This window comes from Labrenzia sp. PO1, from assembly GCF_012273635.1.
Classification (GTDB): Bacteria; Pseudomonadota; Alphaproteobacteria; order Rhizobiales; family Stappiaceae; genus Roseibium; species Roseibium algicola.
Map to the genome: position 1 here is coordinate 695,535 of NZ_JAAXCR010000002.1, position 13,974 is coordinate 709,508.

Genomic DNA, 13,974 nt, shown 5'->3' on the forward strand with positions numbered 1-13,974 from the left:
TCGGGAGGTCGATCAGATTGCCGGGTTATTTGCGGCCGAACAGCTTCTCGATATCGCCGAGTTTCAGCTCCACCCAGGTTGGCCGGCCGTGATTGCACTGTCCGGAAAGCGGCGTGGCTTCCATGTCGCGCAAGAGCGCATCCATTTCCTCGGGACGCATGCGCCTGCCTGCACGCACCGAACCGTGACAGGCCATCGTGGCGGCAACATGGTCCAACTTTTCCTTGAGACCTTCGGCGGTGTCCCATTCGGCAAGCTCGTCGGCCAGGTTCCGGACCATGCCCTGGATGTCCATGTCGCCGAGGATAGCGGGGGTCTCCCTGACGGCGATGGCACCCGGGCCGAAGGCTTCCAGGGACAGGCCGACTTTTTCGAGATCCTCCGCGCGATCAGCCAGCCGGATTGCATCTTCTTCCGGCAACTCGACGATCTCGGGGATGAGCAGCATCTGGCGGGCGACATCCTTCTTGGCCAGCGCTTCCTTCAGACGTTCGTAGACAAGGCGCTCGTGGGCAGCGTGCTGGTCAACGATGACGACACCGTCCTCGGTCTGGGCGATGATATAGGTCTCGTGAACCTGCGCACGGGCGGCCCCCAGCGGAAGGCGGGTCTTTTCGGTTTCAACCGGCACGTCATTCGCGCGGGCATCCGCCGACGGTCTGGCAAAGTCTGCAAAACCGTTCTGCCGTTCGAAGGCCGGCTGTGCTGCTTCGGCAAAGCCTGTTGCGTGCGCTTCCTCCATCTGGAGCGGGCGAAAGGCCTCCGGCGCCCAATGGGGCGCAGCAGACGTGCGGGTGTAGGAACCACCGCCATATCCCCCGGAACCTGCCGGAGAAGATGGTGTATGACCCGGTTGAGAGAACCCCGCCGACTGTGCCCTGATGGCGTCCAGTGCAACGGCCGCGTTCGAGGTCGATGACCGGTGTCCGGACTGAACCAGTGCATGCTTGATGGCACCCACCAGAAGCCCGCGCACAAGCTGGCTGTCCCGGAAGCGCACATCGGCCTTGGCCGGGTGCACGTTGACATCGACCAATGCCGGGTCGAGATCGATGAACAGAACCACAACCGGATGCCGGTCACGGGCCAGCACATCGGCATAGGCTCCGCGCAATCCGGATAGCAGCAGCTTGTCCTTCACCGGGCGGCCGTTGACGAAGAAGAACTGGTTCTGCGCATTGCCACGGTGGTGTGTTGGCAAGCCTGCAAAACCGGTGAGACGCACGCCTTCCCGGGCAGCGTCGATTTCCATGGCGTTGTCGACAAAATCCTGGCCGAGAATCTGCGCGATCCGAGCAAGATGCGGTTCACCGCCGCGTGCTGCTGGCCAGCTCTGCGACTGCCGGTCGGCGCCGCCGAGGGAAAAGCCGATCTCCGGATAGGCGAGCGCGATCCGCTTGACGATTTCGGTGATGGCGGCCGCTTCCGCACGATCCGATTTCAGGAATTTCAGCCGGGCAGGTGTCGCGAAGAAAAGGTCTCGCACTTCAACCTGGGTGCCTTTTGTGCGGGCTGCGGGCACAAGCGGCTGCTCCCTGCCGCCCTCGACGGCGATGGCCCAGGCGTGGTCCTCGTCCTTGTGACGGGTCTGGATCGCCAGCCGGGCAACGGAGCCGATGGACGGCAGCGCTTCACCGCGAAACCCGAGCGTGCGGATGTCGAACAGGTCGTCGTCGGAAATCTTGGAGGTGCAGTGCCGGCGGATTGCCAGTTGCAGATCCTCCTGGCGCATGCCCTCGCCGTCGTCGGCAACGCGCATGAGCGTCTTGCCACCGGCGGCGGTGACGATCTCGACCTGTTTTGCCCCGGCGTCGACGGCGTTTTCCACCAACTCCTTGATCACGCTGGCGGGTCTTTCGATGACCTCGCCGGCCGCAATCTGGTTGATCACCTGTTCGCCAAGTTGCCTGACCTTCATGAAACTCCCTCTACTCGGTTTCGCACCGCGCCATGTTCCTATATGGTCCGCGCCGAGTTTGCGTCGATTCTTCAGCAAAGCTTATCAGACCTACCCAGATCCGAGTGACCCGCCATGACAGTTTCTGCACCGCTTCTTGTTGAGGGGCTCCGCACCCTCGCCCCGTCCTACAAGGGCATCCTGTGTGACGTGTGGGGCGTGCTGCACAACGGTGTATCGGCTTTTGAAGGCGCGCACAAAGCCCTCAAGGCCTTTCGCGAGGAAGCCGGTGGCAAGGTGGTCCTCATCACCAATGCCCCGCGCCCTGCAAAGCAGGTTGGTGAAATGCTGGCCGCTCTTGGTGTGCCGGAGGGAACCTACGACGACATCGTCACCTCCGGCGACGTGACCCGCGAGATCCTTGTGGCTCAGGGCAAAAAGACGCTCCTGCACATCGGTCCGCACCGGGACCAGCCGCTGTATCACGGCCTTGAAGCCACCTTCACCACCAATGACGAGGAAGCGGAAGGCATCAGCTGCACCGGGCTGGAAGACGACGAGGTCGAAACGCCCGACGATTACCGCGACCGGCTGCAGAAGCTGGCCGAACGCGGCCTGCCGATGATCTGCGCCAACCCCGACATCGTGGTGGAGCGCGGCGAGCGCCTGATCTGGTGCGCCGGCGCCCTTGCCCGTCTTTACGAAGATCTCGGCGGCGAAGTGGCCATTCTCGGCAAACCGCATGCCCCCATCTACGACGCGGCGATGAAGCGCCTCGCGACGCTGGCGGGCGAAGAGGTCGCCAAGGAAGACGTCCTGGCCATCGGCGACGGCCTGCCGACCGATATCCGCGGTGCAGTGTCTCAGGATCTCGACGTTCTGTTCATCACCGCTGGCATCCATGCCTCCGACTTCGGTCCGAGCGACGCGCCGGACGAACATCTGATCCGCCGCCGTCTGGCCGAAGAAGGCCTGCGCGCTCGTGCTGCCCTGCCGCGTCTTTGGTGGTAAGCGCGCGCAGTATTGCTAGCGGGCTCATTTAACGTCCCGTATCGGGGCCATGCCCCTGCAAATAGGTCTGGACGTAATTTTCCACGTCCAGGCCTTCGTGGCCTGTCCCCAGGCCCATCTCCTTCATGAAGCCCATGACGGCCAGCGGCGCGATGAGCGCAACGGCGAAGCTGACCGGATCACCCGGCTTGAGCCGCCCGCTGCTCTGATGCTTTGCCAATGTGCGGGCTACGCCCTGCAGGTTTTTCAGCAGGAAGGGTGTCACCGCTCGCAGTTCAGGATGCTGGGGCACCTGCGCAAACAGCGTCAGGGCAAGCCCGCTGTGCTTGCGGTAGGTCTCCAGATAATTGCGCACGATTTCCAGAAGATCGGCCTTTACGTCTTCCCCCGGCAACATCTTGCCGAACGAGACATCGGATAGCGTGTCGCCGATGGCGGCCTCGATCAAACCTGCCTTCGACCCGAAACGGCGAAACAGCGTGACTTCGTTCACCCCTGCCCTGTCCGCTATTTCCTTGGTCGTGGTTCCGCTGAACCCGCGCTCGCAAAACAGTGCGACGGTCGCGGAATAGATTTCTGAAACATCTACATTTCTAGGCACTTGGCCGCCAAACGCGCCGGGCGCGCCCTCAATTTTCCGGAAGACATTCCGTCGCACCTAATGCCAAACAGGATGCAAATGCAAGCAATCGCTTGCAATAAAATTGGATCATCACTATTTGCAAGTTTGGACTTGCATTAAAAGAATTGTGGTCGGCGGAGGTCTGCAGCCCGCCGAGCGAACATTGCCAGGAGAGCCGCCGTGTCGCTGTTGCGAAAAGCCCTGATCCTTCCCCCCGTGATCGCCGGTGCAGCAGTGCTGGTTTATGCGGTGAGCGGGCGCGAAGCACCCAAGCGCACCGACATCGGGGAAACGACGACGCTCGTGCGTGTCGTCACGGTCGAGCCTCAGGACTTCGTGCCGCGCGTAACCGGATACGGCACGGTCGATCCGACCCATACACTTGATGCCATCGCGCAGGTGTCCGGCCGGGTCACCTACATCAATCCGGATTTCAAACGCGGTGAATTCATCCCGGAAGGCAAGATTCTGGTGACACTGGCACCGGAAGACTACGAGCTGGAGATTGCCGAGGCGCAGAGCGATATCGCCAGTGCCGAGGTGGATATTGAAGAGCTGGCCGTTACCCTGGATACACAGAAACAATCCCTGGCGATTGCCAAATCGGTCCTCGACCTGGAACAGCGTGAGCTGGCCCGGCTGAAAACGCTTCAGGAGCGCAAGGTCGCCTCCGATCAGCTGGTCGAAAACCAGGAAGGCACGGTGCTTCAGCAAAAGTCGCGGGTTCAGGACCTTGAGAACGAGATTGCGCTCAACCCGGTGAAGCGCAAGGCACTGGAGCAGGTAAAGGCCAAGAACGAGGTTCGTCTGGAAACCGCAAAGCTGAACCTTGCCCGCACCACGATCCGTGTTCCCTTCGATGCCAGGGTTTCGAAGGTCAATGCAGAGATCGACCAATATGTCGGTGCCGGCAGCTCCATCGGTGAACTTGACGGCATCGACGCAGCCGACATCGACGTTCAGATCAGTCCTGGCAACATGGCCGGATTTGCCAATCTGGCCTTTCCCGGACAATTGGAAACGGAAGAAGGTGTCATCCGGGCACGGCATTCGCTTGACCGGCTGAAGGCCAAGGTAAGGGTCGGATCTGTCGGAGAGACCGCCGTCTGGGATGCGCACGTCAAGCGGGTCAGCGACACGGTGGATCCGGACACCCGCTCCATCGGACTGATCGTCAGCGTGGACAAGCCCTATGACACCATCCGACCGGGTATAAAGCCGCCATTGGTCAAAGGCATGTTTACCGAGGTTGAGCTGTCCGCACCGCCCGTGGCCGATCAGATCGTGTTGCCGCGCAACGCGGTCCACAGTGGCAGGATCATGACTGTCTCGCCCGACAGCCGACTGGTTACGGTGCCGGTCGAAATCGCCTTCCGCTTCGATGATATCGTCGTTCTGGGAACGGATCTGCCAGCTGGAAGCAAGGTCATCGTCAGCGATGTGTCCCCGGTGATCGAAGGCATGTTGCTGAAGCCGGTCGAAGACGAAGCCGTAAAGGCAGGTTTGAAGCGAATGGCGAGCACGGATGCTCTCAACGGTGAGGACAAGCCATGATCCGCTACTTCGCCCAGCACCCAACCGCCGCCAATCTGTTGATGGCCGGTTTCATCATTCTCGGACTGCTCAACCTTCCGGGTCTTCTGCTGGAAACCTTTCCGCAGATCCCGATAAAACGGATTACCGTGACAGTCGCCTATCCCGGAGCAACCTCAGCCGATGTCGAACGCACCGTTTGCCGGCGCATCGAGGACGCGCTCGACGGGATCGAGAATATCGACGAACTCAAATGCGATTCCCGGGAAAACCTCGCACTTGCGACCGTCAAGATCATGGAAGGCAAGGACATCGACCAGCTGATGCTGGATATCGACCGCGAGATCAACGCGATCGATGATTTTCCCGAGGGTGTTGAAGACCCGATCATCGAAGAGGCGGGCCGCCTGAGCGAGGCGACCTCCGTCGTCATCACCGGAATTGACGACAAGCCGCAGCTGAAGAACTACGCCGAAGCGGTGAAGGACCGCATGCTGAAGTTCGGCGGCATACCCCAGGTCGAGATTTCCGGCTTCTCTGACCGGCAGTTCCGCATCGAGGTGCGCGACGCCGCCGCGCGTGAAGTTGGGCTAACCCTCTCGGAAATCGCAAATGCCCTCACCAGGCAGAATATCAGTGCTCCCTCTGGAGAGATCACGACTGTAGGCGGCTCGATCCTGCTGCGTTTCGCCGACGAGCGCCTTGCGGCGGATGCCTATGCGTCGGTGATTGTCGCCTCTTCCCCGCAAGGCGGACAGATCAAGCTGGGCGACATTGCCACGATCAATGATCTCTTCGAGGACGAAGAGGTCGAAACCCGGCTGAACGGCAGGTTGGCCGCTGTTCTCGACATTTCCATGACCCGCAGTGACGACCTGATCAAGGTGGTGGAGCGGGTGCAGGAATTCGTCGACGAGGAACAGGCCCGTACTGCCCCAGGCATCACCCTGACCATCATCAACGACGGCTCTATCATCCTGAAAGACCGCCTGTGGATGCTGGTCAACAATTCTCTCCAGGGGCTGGCGCTTGTCGTTGCGGCCATGTGGATCTTCTTCGGCGGGCGACAGGCATTCTGGATCGGCATGGGCCTGCCGGTGTCCTTTCTGGGCGCGCTCGCCGCAATGTCCATTCTGGGGCTGACGATCAACATGCTGTCGATGGTGGCCATGCTGATCGTGGTCGGCATCATGATGGACGACGCCATCGTGATTTCCGAAAACATCGCGACACGGCGCCAGAAAGGGCTCGGTCCGCTGGAGGCCGCCGTGCAGGGAACGCGGCAGGTCGCCCCGGGTGTGCTGTCTTCGTTTGTCACGACCACCGCCATTTTCGGTGCACTTGCCTTTATCGAGGGCGACCTCGGCGACCTGTTGCGCGTGATCCCGATGGTCATGTTGCTGGTTCTGGCCGTGTCGCTGGTCGAAGCCTTTCTGATCCTGCCCAACCACCTGTCCCATGGCGCTACGCGCGACACCCCGAACTGGGTAACCCGCAAGGCGGAAAGCGGTGTCGGGTGGGCGCGGGAGCATGTGATCGGTCCTTGTGCCACTTGGTCTGTGCGGAACCGCTATTTCGTCATCGGCGCCTGCTTCATGCTTTTCCTGGCTTCGGTCTCGCTACTGGCCGGCGGCGTCGTTAAATTCCAGGCCTTTCCGAACGTGGAAGGCGACCAGATCGAAGCGCGGATCGAACTGCCGGCAAGTGCGACGCTCGCCGACACACGCAAGGTCGTGACAGAGGCAATCAGTGCGCTGGAACGCACGGATGCGGCGCTGTCGCCGCGCAATCCGGATGGAACATCCCTCCTCAAGAACATACTGGTGCGGTTCAACGAAAACAGCGATGCCGGCACCAGTGGAGCACATCTGGCGACCATCGACATTGATTTGCTGGACGGGCCCCTTCGTGACGCAGGCAACCAGGAGATCCTGAAAGTCTGGCGCCAGGAACTGCCTGAAACGCTCGACGTCCGGCGCATCATTCTCACCGAATCCAGCATCGGTCCGGCGGGACGCGCCATCGAATTGCGCCTGGCCCACAATGACCTGCAATTGCTCGACCAGGCTTCTGAAGAGCTTCAGGCCTGGCTCAAGGGCTATGACGGCGTCTACAACATTTCCGACGATCTCAGCCTCGGAAAACCGGAACTGGCCCTGTCTCTCAAGGACGGAGCCGGGGCGGTCGGCCTTGATGCCAAGGCGATCGCCGACCAGCTGAGAGGGGCCTACAACGGCATTACCGCCGATGAAGTGCAAGTCGGTTCGGAAAGCTTCGAGGTCGATGTCCGCCTTGCCGGCAGCGACCGCAACAGCCTTGGCGATTTCGAACTCTTCACCGTGGAGACCCCTTCAGGTCACCGGGTCCCGCTTGGCTCCGTCGCCGACATCCGGTCCGACCGCAGCTTCACGCGGATCAATCGTATTGACCGGGTACCGACCGTGACGGTCACTGGCGACGTTCTTCTCGGTGTCGCCAATGCCAACGAAGTCGTCAAGGACACGGAAACGAGTTACCTGCCGCAACTCCTGGAAAAATACCCCGGATTGAGCACTTCGACCGAGGGGCAGAATGCGGAAGGCGCCAAGACGCAGGCGTCCATGGTCAAGGCCCTCGGCACCGGCCTGATCTTCGTGTTCATCCTGCTGAGTTTCCAGTTCCGCAGCTACAGCGAACCGGTCGTGGTGATGACGCTCATCCCCATGGCGTTGATTGGCGCGGTCTGGGGGCACTTCCTGATGGGCATCGACTTTGCGATGCCAAGCATGCTGGGCTTCATTTCGCTAGCCGGGATCGTGGTCAACGATTCAATCCTGCTGGTCCAGTTCATCAAGGACGAGCACGACCCATCGCTGGAAAGCGTTGCAGAGATCGCTCCACTGGGTGCCAAGGCCAGGTTCCGTGCGATCCTGCTGACGTCGGTGACCACAATCGTCGGCCTGCTGCCGCTGCTGTTCGAAACAAGCCCTCAGGCACAGGTATTGATCCCGCTGGTGACTTCGATCTCCTTCGGACTGATCGGCACGACACTCATGATCGTCTTCGTGGTTCCGGCGTTCTATACCATCCTCGACGATTTCGACCTGACCTCGCTCGCCCGGGAACGCAAGGCGCATCGGGAGAAGCTGGTGGCCGCCGAATAGATGCACCGCTCCGACTTCGTCGCTGCAGGGCTTGCCCTGCAGGCCAATCCGACTTGAGACCAAACGGCATGGATCCCATGGTCAAGCCATGGGATGACGATGGAGAGAAAGTTCAGAACCAAAAAGGGCCCTCCAATGGAGAGCCCTTCGAAATCGTTTTTTCAGTCCGGATCAGTCGAACAGCTTGTCGATATCCGCCTGTGCGCCGCCCAGAAGGGCATCGATATCGTCCTGCGAAACACCTTCGCCTGAATGCTGCGGACCATGGAGGATCAGCTCGCGCTTGCGGCGCTCCGACTCTGTCTCGACGAGCGTCGCATCGAGATCTTCCGGAATACGCAGTTGTTCGATGAAGGAAGTCACACGCTCGTCGATGTAACGCAGTGTTGCGACCACCTTGGAAATTCTCTGGCCGGTAATGTCCTGGAAGGTGCAAGCCTCGAAGATGCTGATCATCTTGTTGCTGACCAGTTCCTGATAGGCTTCCTGGTCGCTGGCATCGGCGCCCATGATCTCTTCGGCCGCTTCCATGATGGTGTTGGTGGCTTCTTCCGTCGCCTCAACGATGGCGTCCAGTTCCCGTCCGGCGTCCGGGATCTTGCTGCCAGTCATGTCATTGGCGCGCAGTTGGGAGATTTCCTCCTTCATGCGCCTGATTTCCTTGGCGATGACGGTCAGCTCTTCCGTTACGGCCGGTTGTACGGTCGACAGAAAGTCGTGCATCGAACCCGACATGACTTCTGCAAGATGCATCACGTCGGTCAGGGAAACTTCACCTTGCCTGTTCTTGTTTTCCTGCAGGAAGTCTATGACTCGGGCAATGTTTTCCTGTTTCATACTGGCCACCAGGTCGAGCCTTTCCATTTTGAAAGCATCCTCCGAAGCGCGGATCCGGAATTCTCAGGAACCGCTATAACTTTTCGGATGCAGCAAAGCTGACCCGGCCTGCCTGCCCAGCAAGACCGCGCCGATCCTGTACATCCGTCTGGCACTGGCGGAGGTGCGCCCCAACGCAGCTCCCCGCCAAGTGCAAGAAATCAATCGGAGAAGACCGCCTCGATCTTGCCTTTCAGCGTCTGAGCATTGAAAGGCTTCACGATGTAGTTGTTCACGCCGGCTTTCTTGGCGGCGATGACGTTTTCCGTCTTGGATTCAGCAGTCACCATGATGAAAGGCGTCTTGCTGAGGCTGCCGTCGGCACGAACCTGCTTCAGCAGCTCGTAACCGGTCATCGGCTCCATGTTCCAGTCGGAAATCACCAGGCCATAACGGCGCTGTTTCATTTTTTCCAAAGCTTCGGTGCCGTCCGCAGCATCGTCGATGTCTTCGAAACCGAGTTGCTTGAGCAGGTTCCGAATGATGCGAATCATCGTTTTGTAGTCATCGACCACGAGGACCGGCATCTGAAGATCAAGGGCCATTGTCTACTCCATACTGTCAATTTGCGCGGCCCCTGGCCGTGGGCCGGTGGAAACGCGTTATGACTTCGAAGGAGAGCGACACATTATTGTGTCCTCACCTCCCCACACTCAACGCAATCTACCCGCCGCCCCTGAAAAGACCGTTAATAACAGGCGCTTTTTTCTTCGCCCAAAGCACAATTGCCAGAAAACCTTGCACCGCATAGCGTCCGCCTACTTCAAATCAAGACAAATCAGGGCGGAAACCGTAATGTTGGAACTGCAAAAACTCTGCTTCGAAGATCTTTCCGTGGGTATGAGCGAAGTACTCGTGAAGCATGTAAGTTCTTCCGACGTGGTCGGCTTTGCGGAAGTATCCGGCGACCGGAACCCGATTCATCTGTCCGAACATTTTGCCGCCCGCACGCCCTTCAAGACGAGAATCGCCCACGGCCTCTATACGGCCAGCCTGATCTCGGCCGTGCTCGGCACCCGCCTTCCCGGCCCCGGCGCGATCTATCTGTCGCAGACGCTCAATTTCAAGGCACCGGTCAGGATCGGCGATGACGTCAAGGTGACTGTCACCGTCGAGGAACTGATGGAGCGCGGCAACCGTGCCCGCCTTTCCTGTATCTGCAGTGTCGACGACACCGTGGTTCTGGAAGGCGAGGCACTGGTGAAGGTTCCCGGCCGGGACGAAGATCAATCAGGTCTTTGACGGGCAGCGACCGCAAAGGCAAGTCTTCGGCACATCCCCATCTTGACCTTTGCTTTGCTTGACGGCAGGTTCCACGCCAAAGTCGGCAGGGCTGCTCCACCCGGAGCGCCTTGTTCGACGTGTTCCTGCAGGACGGGCCGGCACACCGGACCGTTGTGACGTATCGTTGCGCGAAGGTTTGCCGCATGAGCTCCACTGATCCCTCCAGCTTTCCGATCATCGAAAGCCTGGATGCCTTTCCGGCGGACCTGAAAGGCGGCATCGTTGCCATCGGCAACTTCGACGGCGTTCACAGGGGCCACCGTGCCGTGCTCGACGCCGCGCTCGGTCTTGGCCACGGCACGCATCATCCGGTCTATGCCATGAGCTTCGAGCCGCATCCGCGCACGGTCTTCAACCCGTCCAAACCTGTTTTCCGTCTGACCCCGCCACAGCAGAAACTCGACCTGCTGCGCCTGTGCGGTCTCGACGGCGCGCTCATCCTTCCTTTCACCCGGGAATTTGCCGGCATCGAAGCGAATGCCTTCGTTCAGGACATTCTCATCGACACGCTCGGCATCTCCCACGCGGTCACCGGTTATGACTTCCACTTCGGCCGGGCCAGACAGGGCACCCCAGACTATTTGCGTTCCGCCGGCGCCGACCACGGCTTCGGCGTGACCATCGTCCAGCGCGAGGAAGACGAAGGCGCCGAAGTCATTTCTTCCACCCGTATCCGCGACAGCCTCTCACGGGGGGATATCGCCCAGGCAAACGGTCTCCTTGGCTACCGCTGGTTCTTCGAGGCGGACGTGCGCCACGGAGACAAGCGCGGCCGCGACCTCGGCTATCCGACCGCCAACATGAGCCTTACCGAGGACTGCCCGCTGAAGCAGGGCATCTATGCGGTCAAGGTCCGTGTCGACGGGGCCTGGCATGACGGCGTCGCCAGCTATGGTCGCCGCCCGACCTTCGACAATGGCGCCGCACTGTTTGAAGTGTTCCTGTTCGACTTTGCTGGCGATCTCTACGGCAAGACGCTGCGCGTGCACCTGGTGTCCTATCTGCGCGGCGAGGAAAAGTTCGACTCGGTCGAGGCACTGATTGCCCAGATGGACCGGGACAGCGAAGAAGCCCGCGCCGCGCTCGGCTCGTTACAGCCGCTTTCCGAACTCGACATGAAACTGCTCGATCTTTCCGCCTGAGCAGCCTTCGAAATATTTTCTCTTTTCTGACGAACTTGGCGTTTGCCGGCTTGCTCCGGGAGACGTTCAACTTCAAAAGGAATATGGATCGGCAATCCTGCTGCGGTCAGCGACCGCAGAGATTTTTGCCCGGCCCTTTCCTTGTTGCCGGTCCTTCTCCCAAGCGATTGCCCATCGCCGGAAAGCCGGCGAAATCCCTGTTCGCGTGTGGTTTTCAGTGATGAAGACGCTCCGGAGGTTGCAGCACGATGAAGCGTCAATCCATTTCCTCGCGTTCCGGGGATGTCGAGCAGAACCCGCTCATGGCAATTTTCCTGATGACGTCGGCCATGCTGCTGCTGCCGGTGATGGATATCACCGCAAAATATCTCTCCGCGGAGCTGCCGACGCTTGAAGTCACATTCGGCCGCTTTTTCTTTCAGCTTGTGATCAGCCTTGCCATTGCATTGGTCACCGGCCGCCTCATGCACCTGAGGGGCAAGCAACCGGTCGTGAACTACCTGCGCGGCATTCTTCTGGGCACGGCATCGCTCTGTTTCTTCACTGCGGTGAAGTACATGTCGGTGGCGACCGCGATTTCGATCTTCTTTGTTGAGCCCATGGTCCTTACCATCCTGGCGGCAGTGCTTTTGAAGGAACAGGTCGGCCCGCGGCGGATCGGCGCCATTCTCGTTGGCCTGCTGGGGGCCATAATCGTGCTGCGGCCGACGCTGGCGGAAATTGGCCTCGTCAGCCTGCTGCCGGTCGCAACCGCCGTTCTGTTTTCCTTCTACCTGCTGCTCAACAGGCTCTACCCCGTTCGCGACGATCTTCTGACCATCCAGTTCAGCGCGGGCCTGTCCGGTTCACTGCTGCTCGGGACAGGTCTCGTGATCGGATATCTGACCGGGATCGAAGGCATGGAATTCGTCATGCCGGACGCACCCCAGTCCGGCTTGCTGGCCTTGATCGGGCTGATTTCCTTCGCCGGCCACGGTCTAGTCGTTTCCGCGTTTCAACGCGGCAGCGCCAGTATGCTGGCACCGCTGCAATATATCGAAATCGTCAGCGCGACCCTGTTCGGGTATCTGGTCTTTTCCAATTTCCCGGACGGACCGACATGGCTGGGGATTGCCCTGATCATCTCGAGCGGGCTCTACATCACCCACCGCGAGCGCAAGCTGCGGCAGGCGGCCTCAAACTGACCCGGCAACCGCGCCGTCGAGGTGCTCACGTTTCGGATGTGCGGCGTGCAACTGCAGTCTGCGCAGCCCCAGCCAGACGAGCATCACCGGCAGGACGGGTGCGATCGGCATGCCGAGCCAGATCGCAAACGGGCTGGTGGATGCAGACAGGCCGATGATGATGAAGAGCGCTATTTTCTCGTAAGGCAAGAAGCCGTTTCTGAGGCCCTCGCGGATCAGGAAGGCACAAGGGATGATGATCAGCGTCAGGTCGTAGGAAAGGGCAAAGGGTGTGACCAGCAAGGTGCCGCCGACCAGGACCGGAGCCCGTACCGACATGGCGTCCGTCCGCCGCCAGACCCGCCACACGCAAACGGCAGCGGCAAGGGCAAAAACCGCCTGCACCATCATCGCCGGCATATGACCGAGCCCCAGCACCCTGCCTGCACCGTAAACCGAAATCATCTTGACCCATTCAACGCCGCCCAGCTCCATCATGGCGGAGGCAACCGGCGCCTGAATCCAGAAGGCCTGCCAGGTGCCAAAGCCGAGTACCGCAACGCCGAGCGCAGCGAACACCAGCGTCGAGACGGATGCACTCAGGAAGGTCCGCCAATTGAAGCTGGCAACAAGGGCCAGCGGAACCAGGATGCCCAACTGCGGTTTGATGGTCAGAAGACCCAGCGCGATGCCCGCCCACACCATCTGCCGCCGTTCGATCCCGACGAGAAAGAAACCGTAGAGCGCTGCGGTCAACGCTGCATTCTGGCCATGGAAGGCGTTGTTCGCGCAGGCTGGAACGAGGATCAGACAGGCGGCCAGCAGCCAGTTGCCCGCAATCAGGCGGCAGGCCAGACACAACAGACCCGTGGTGATCCCGATAAAGACGGCAAACGCGATCTTGTAGGGTAGAAGCGCAAACGGCATCTGCAACATCTGGAACGTGGGCGGATAGAAGAAACCGAAGACGGTGTCTGTTCCGGTGTACTGCTGCTGGAGGGCGGAAAACGCAGCGGGACTGTATGCCACTTCCGGCGTTCCGTTGAGAGCCTGGCCCCCTGCCATCCAGAAGCTGAGGTAATCCATCAGCAACGTGCCGTTGGGCGCGCCATAAGTGTTGGGCACCACCAGCATCCACAACAGGCCCAGCGTGAAACCGATCGCCGAGCACAGACATGCAAAGCCGATCCGGTCCCAGCTCAGCCAGTCGCCCGTCACGACACCGCGAGACCAGAGACTTGCCTTGTCTACGCCCGCCTGCGACCCATTTGCCGCCTGTTTCACCTGATTGGCCATTTTCTGC

Annotated in this window: 11 protein-coding genes; 6 read left to right on the top strand and 5 right to left on the bottom strand. The window is 60.3% G+C overall.

Annotation, left to right across the window (positions count from 1 at the left end; all coding sequences use genetic code 11):
• Positions 1-25: 25 nt before the first annotated feature.
• Positions 26-1,918 (bottom strand): DNA mismatch repair endonuclease MutL, encoded by a 1,893-nt coding sequence (mutL, locus tag HCG46_RS11110; RefSeq protein ID WP_168686222.1) that lies wholly within the window; start codon positions 1,916-1,918, stop codon positions 26-28.
• Positions 1,919-2,032: 114 nt separating this feature from the next.
• Here mutL and HCG46_RS11115 point away from each other — a divergent pair, with 114 nt between their 5' ends.
• A complete protein-coding gene (locus tag HCG46_RS11115) occupies positions 2,033-2,908 on the top strand; it encodes a TIGR01459 family HAD-type hydrolase (protein ID WP_075282248.1) in 876 nt (291 codons plus the stop codon).
• A gap of 28 nt (positions 2,909-2,936) precedes the next feature.
• On the opposite strand, the gene HCG46_RS11120 is transcribed toward HCG46_RS11115, so the two are convergent.
• Positions 2,937-3,509 carry a TetR/AcrR family transcriptional regulator gene (locus HCG46_RS11120; protein WP_158514211.1) on the bottom strand — a complete coding sequence of 191 codons (573 nt, stop codon included), beginning with the start codon at positions 3,507-3,509 and terminating at the stop codon, positions 2,937-2,939.
• A 201-nt stretch (positions 3,510-3,710) separates the two neighbouring features.
• On the opposite strand from HCG46_RS11120, the gene HCG46_RS11125 reads away from it, so the two are divergent.
• Entirely contained in the window at positions 3,711-5,084 is a 1,374-nt protein-coding gene (locus HCG46_RS11125; protein ID WP_168686224.1) for a hemolysin D, read from the top strand.
• Positions 5,081-8,206: an efflux RND transporter permease subunit gene (locus HCG46_RS11130; RefSeq protein ID WP_168686226.1), complete on the top strand. Its 3,126-nt coding sequence runs from the start codon at positions 5,081-5,083 to the stop codon at positions 8,204-8,206. Before HCG46_RS11125 ends, HCG46_RS11130 begins: the two co-directional genes overlap by 4 nt.
• 171 nt (positions 8,207-8,377) lie before the next feature.
• Here the strand turns inward: HCG46_RS11130 and HCG46_RS11135 are convergent, their stop codons facing one another.
• The gene (locus HCG46_RS11135) at positions 8,378-9,070 is read right to left on the bottom strand and encodes a protein phosphatase CheZ (protein ID WP_023002056.1); all 693 of its coding nucleotides are present in this window, start codon (positions 9,068-9,070) and stop codon (positions 8,378-8,380) included.
• Between the two features lie 173 nt (positions 9,071-9,243).
• Entirely contained in the window at positions 9,244-9,627 is a 384-nt protein-coding gene (locus HCG46_RS11140) for a response regulator (protein WP_006935666.1), read from the bottom strand.
• A 250-nt stretch (positions 9,628-9,877) separates the two neighbouring features.
• Between HCG46_RS11140 and HCG46_RS11145 the strand changes: the two genes are divergently transcribed.
• The 3 genes from HCG46_RS11145 to HCG46_RS11155 all read left to right on the top strand — a co-directional run bounded on the left by HCG46_RS11145 (position 9,878) and on the right by HCG46_RS11155 (position 12,692).
• Positions 9,878-10,324 carry a MaoC family dehydratase gene (locus tag HCG46_RS11145; RefSeq protein WP_023002057.1) on the top strand — a complete coding sequence of 149 codons (447 nt, stop codon included), beginning with the start codon at positions 9,878-9,880 and terminating at the stop codon, positions 10,322-10,324.
• Between the two features lie 185 nt (positions 10,325-10,509).
• Positions 10,510-11,508 carry a bifunctional riboflavin kinase/FAD synthetase gene (locus HCG46_RS11150; RefSeq protein ID WP_168686228.1) on the top strand — a complete coding sequence of 333 codons (999 nt, stop codon included), beginning with the start codon at positions 10,510-10,512 and terminating at the stop codon, positions 11,506-11,508.
• A gap of 248 nt (positions 11,509-11,756) precedes the next feature.
• Positions 11,757-12,692: a DMT family transporter gene (locus HCG46_RS11155; RefSeq protein WP_168686230.1), complete on the top strand. Its 936-nt coding sequence runs from the start codon at positions 11,757-11,759 to the stop codon at positions 12,690-12,692.
• Here the strand turns inward: HCG46_RS11155 and HCG46_RS11160 are convergent.
• Positions 12,684-13,967 carry a glycosyltransferase family 87 protein gene (locus HCG46_RS11160; protein ID WP_168686232.1) on the bottom strand — a complete coding sequence of 428 codons (1,284 nt, stop codon included), beginning with the start codon at positions 13,965-13,967 and terminating at the stop codon, positions 12,684-12,686. The two genes, HCG46_RS11155 and HCG46_RS11160, sit on opposite strands and share 9 nt — an antisense overlap.
• Positions 13,968-13,974 lie beyond the last annotated feature (7 nt).

Excerpts from the sequence above, each read along its gene's own strand:
- HCG46_RS11155 (WP_168686230.1), top strand. The coding sequence starts at position 11,757 with ATGAAGCGTCAATCCATTTCCTCGCGTTCCGGGGATGTCGAGCAGAAC.
- HCG46_RS11160 (WP_168686232.1), bottom strand. The coding sequence starts at position 13,967 with ATGGCCAATCAGGTGAAACAGGCGGCAAATGGGTCGCAGGCGGGCGTA.
- HCG46_RS11140 (WP_006935666.1), bottom strand. The coding sequence starts at position 9,627 with ATGGCCCTTGATCTTCAGATGCCGGTCCTCGTGGTCGATGACTACAAA.
- HCG46_RS11135 (WP_023002056.1), bottom strand. The coding sequence starts at position 9,070 with ATGGAAAGGCTCGACCTGGTGGCCAGTATGAAACAGGAAAACATTGCC.
- HCG46_RS11130 (WP_168686226.1), top strand. The coding sequence starts at position 5,081 with ATGATCCGCTACTTCGCCCAGCACCCAACCGCCGCCAATCTGTTGATG.
- HCG46_RS11145 (WP_023002057.1), top strand. The coding sequence starts at position 9,878 with ATGTTGGAACTGCAAAAACTCTGCTTCGAAGATCTTTCCGTGGGTATG.
- HCG46_RS11115 (WP_075282248.1), top strand. The coding sequence starts at position 2,033 with ATGACAGTTTCTGCACCGCTTCTTGTTGAGGGGCTCCGCACCCTCGCC.
- mutL (WP_168686222.1), bottom strand. The coding sequence starts at position 1,918 with ATGAAGGTCAGGCAACTTGGCGAACAGGTGATCAACCAGATTGCGGCC.
- HCG46_RS11150 (WP_168686228.1), top strand. The coding sequence starts at position 10,510 with ATGAGCTCCACTGATCCCTCCAGCTTTCCGATCATCGAAAGCCTGGAT.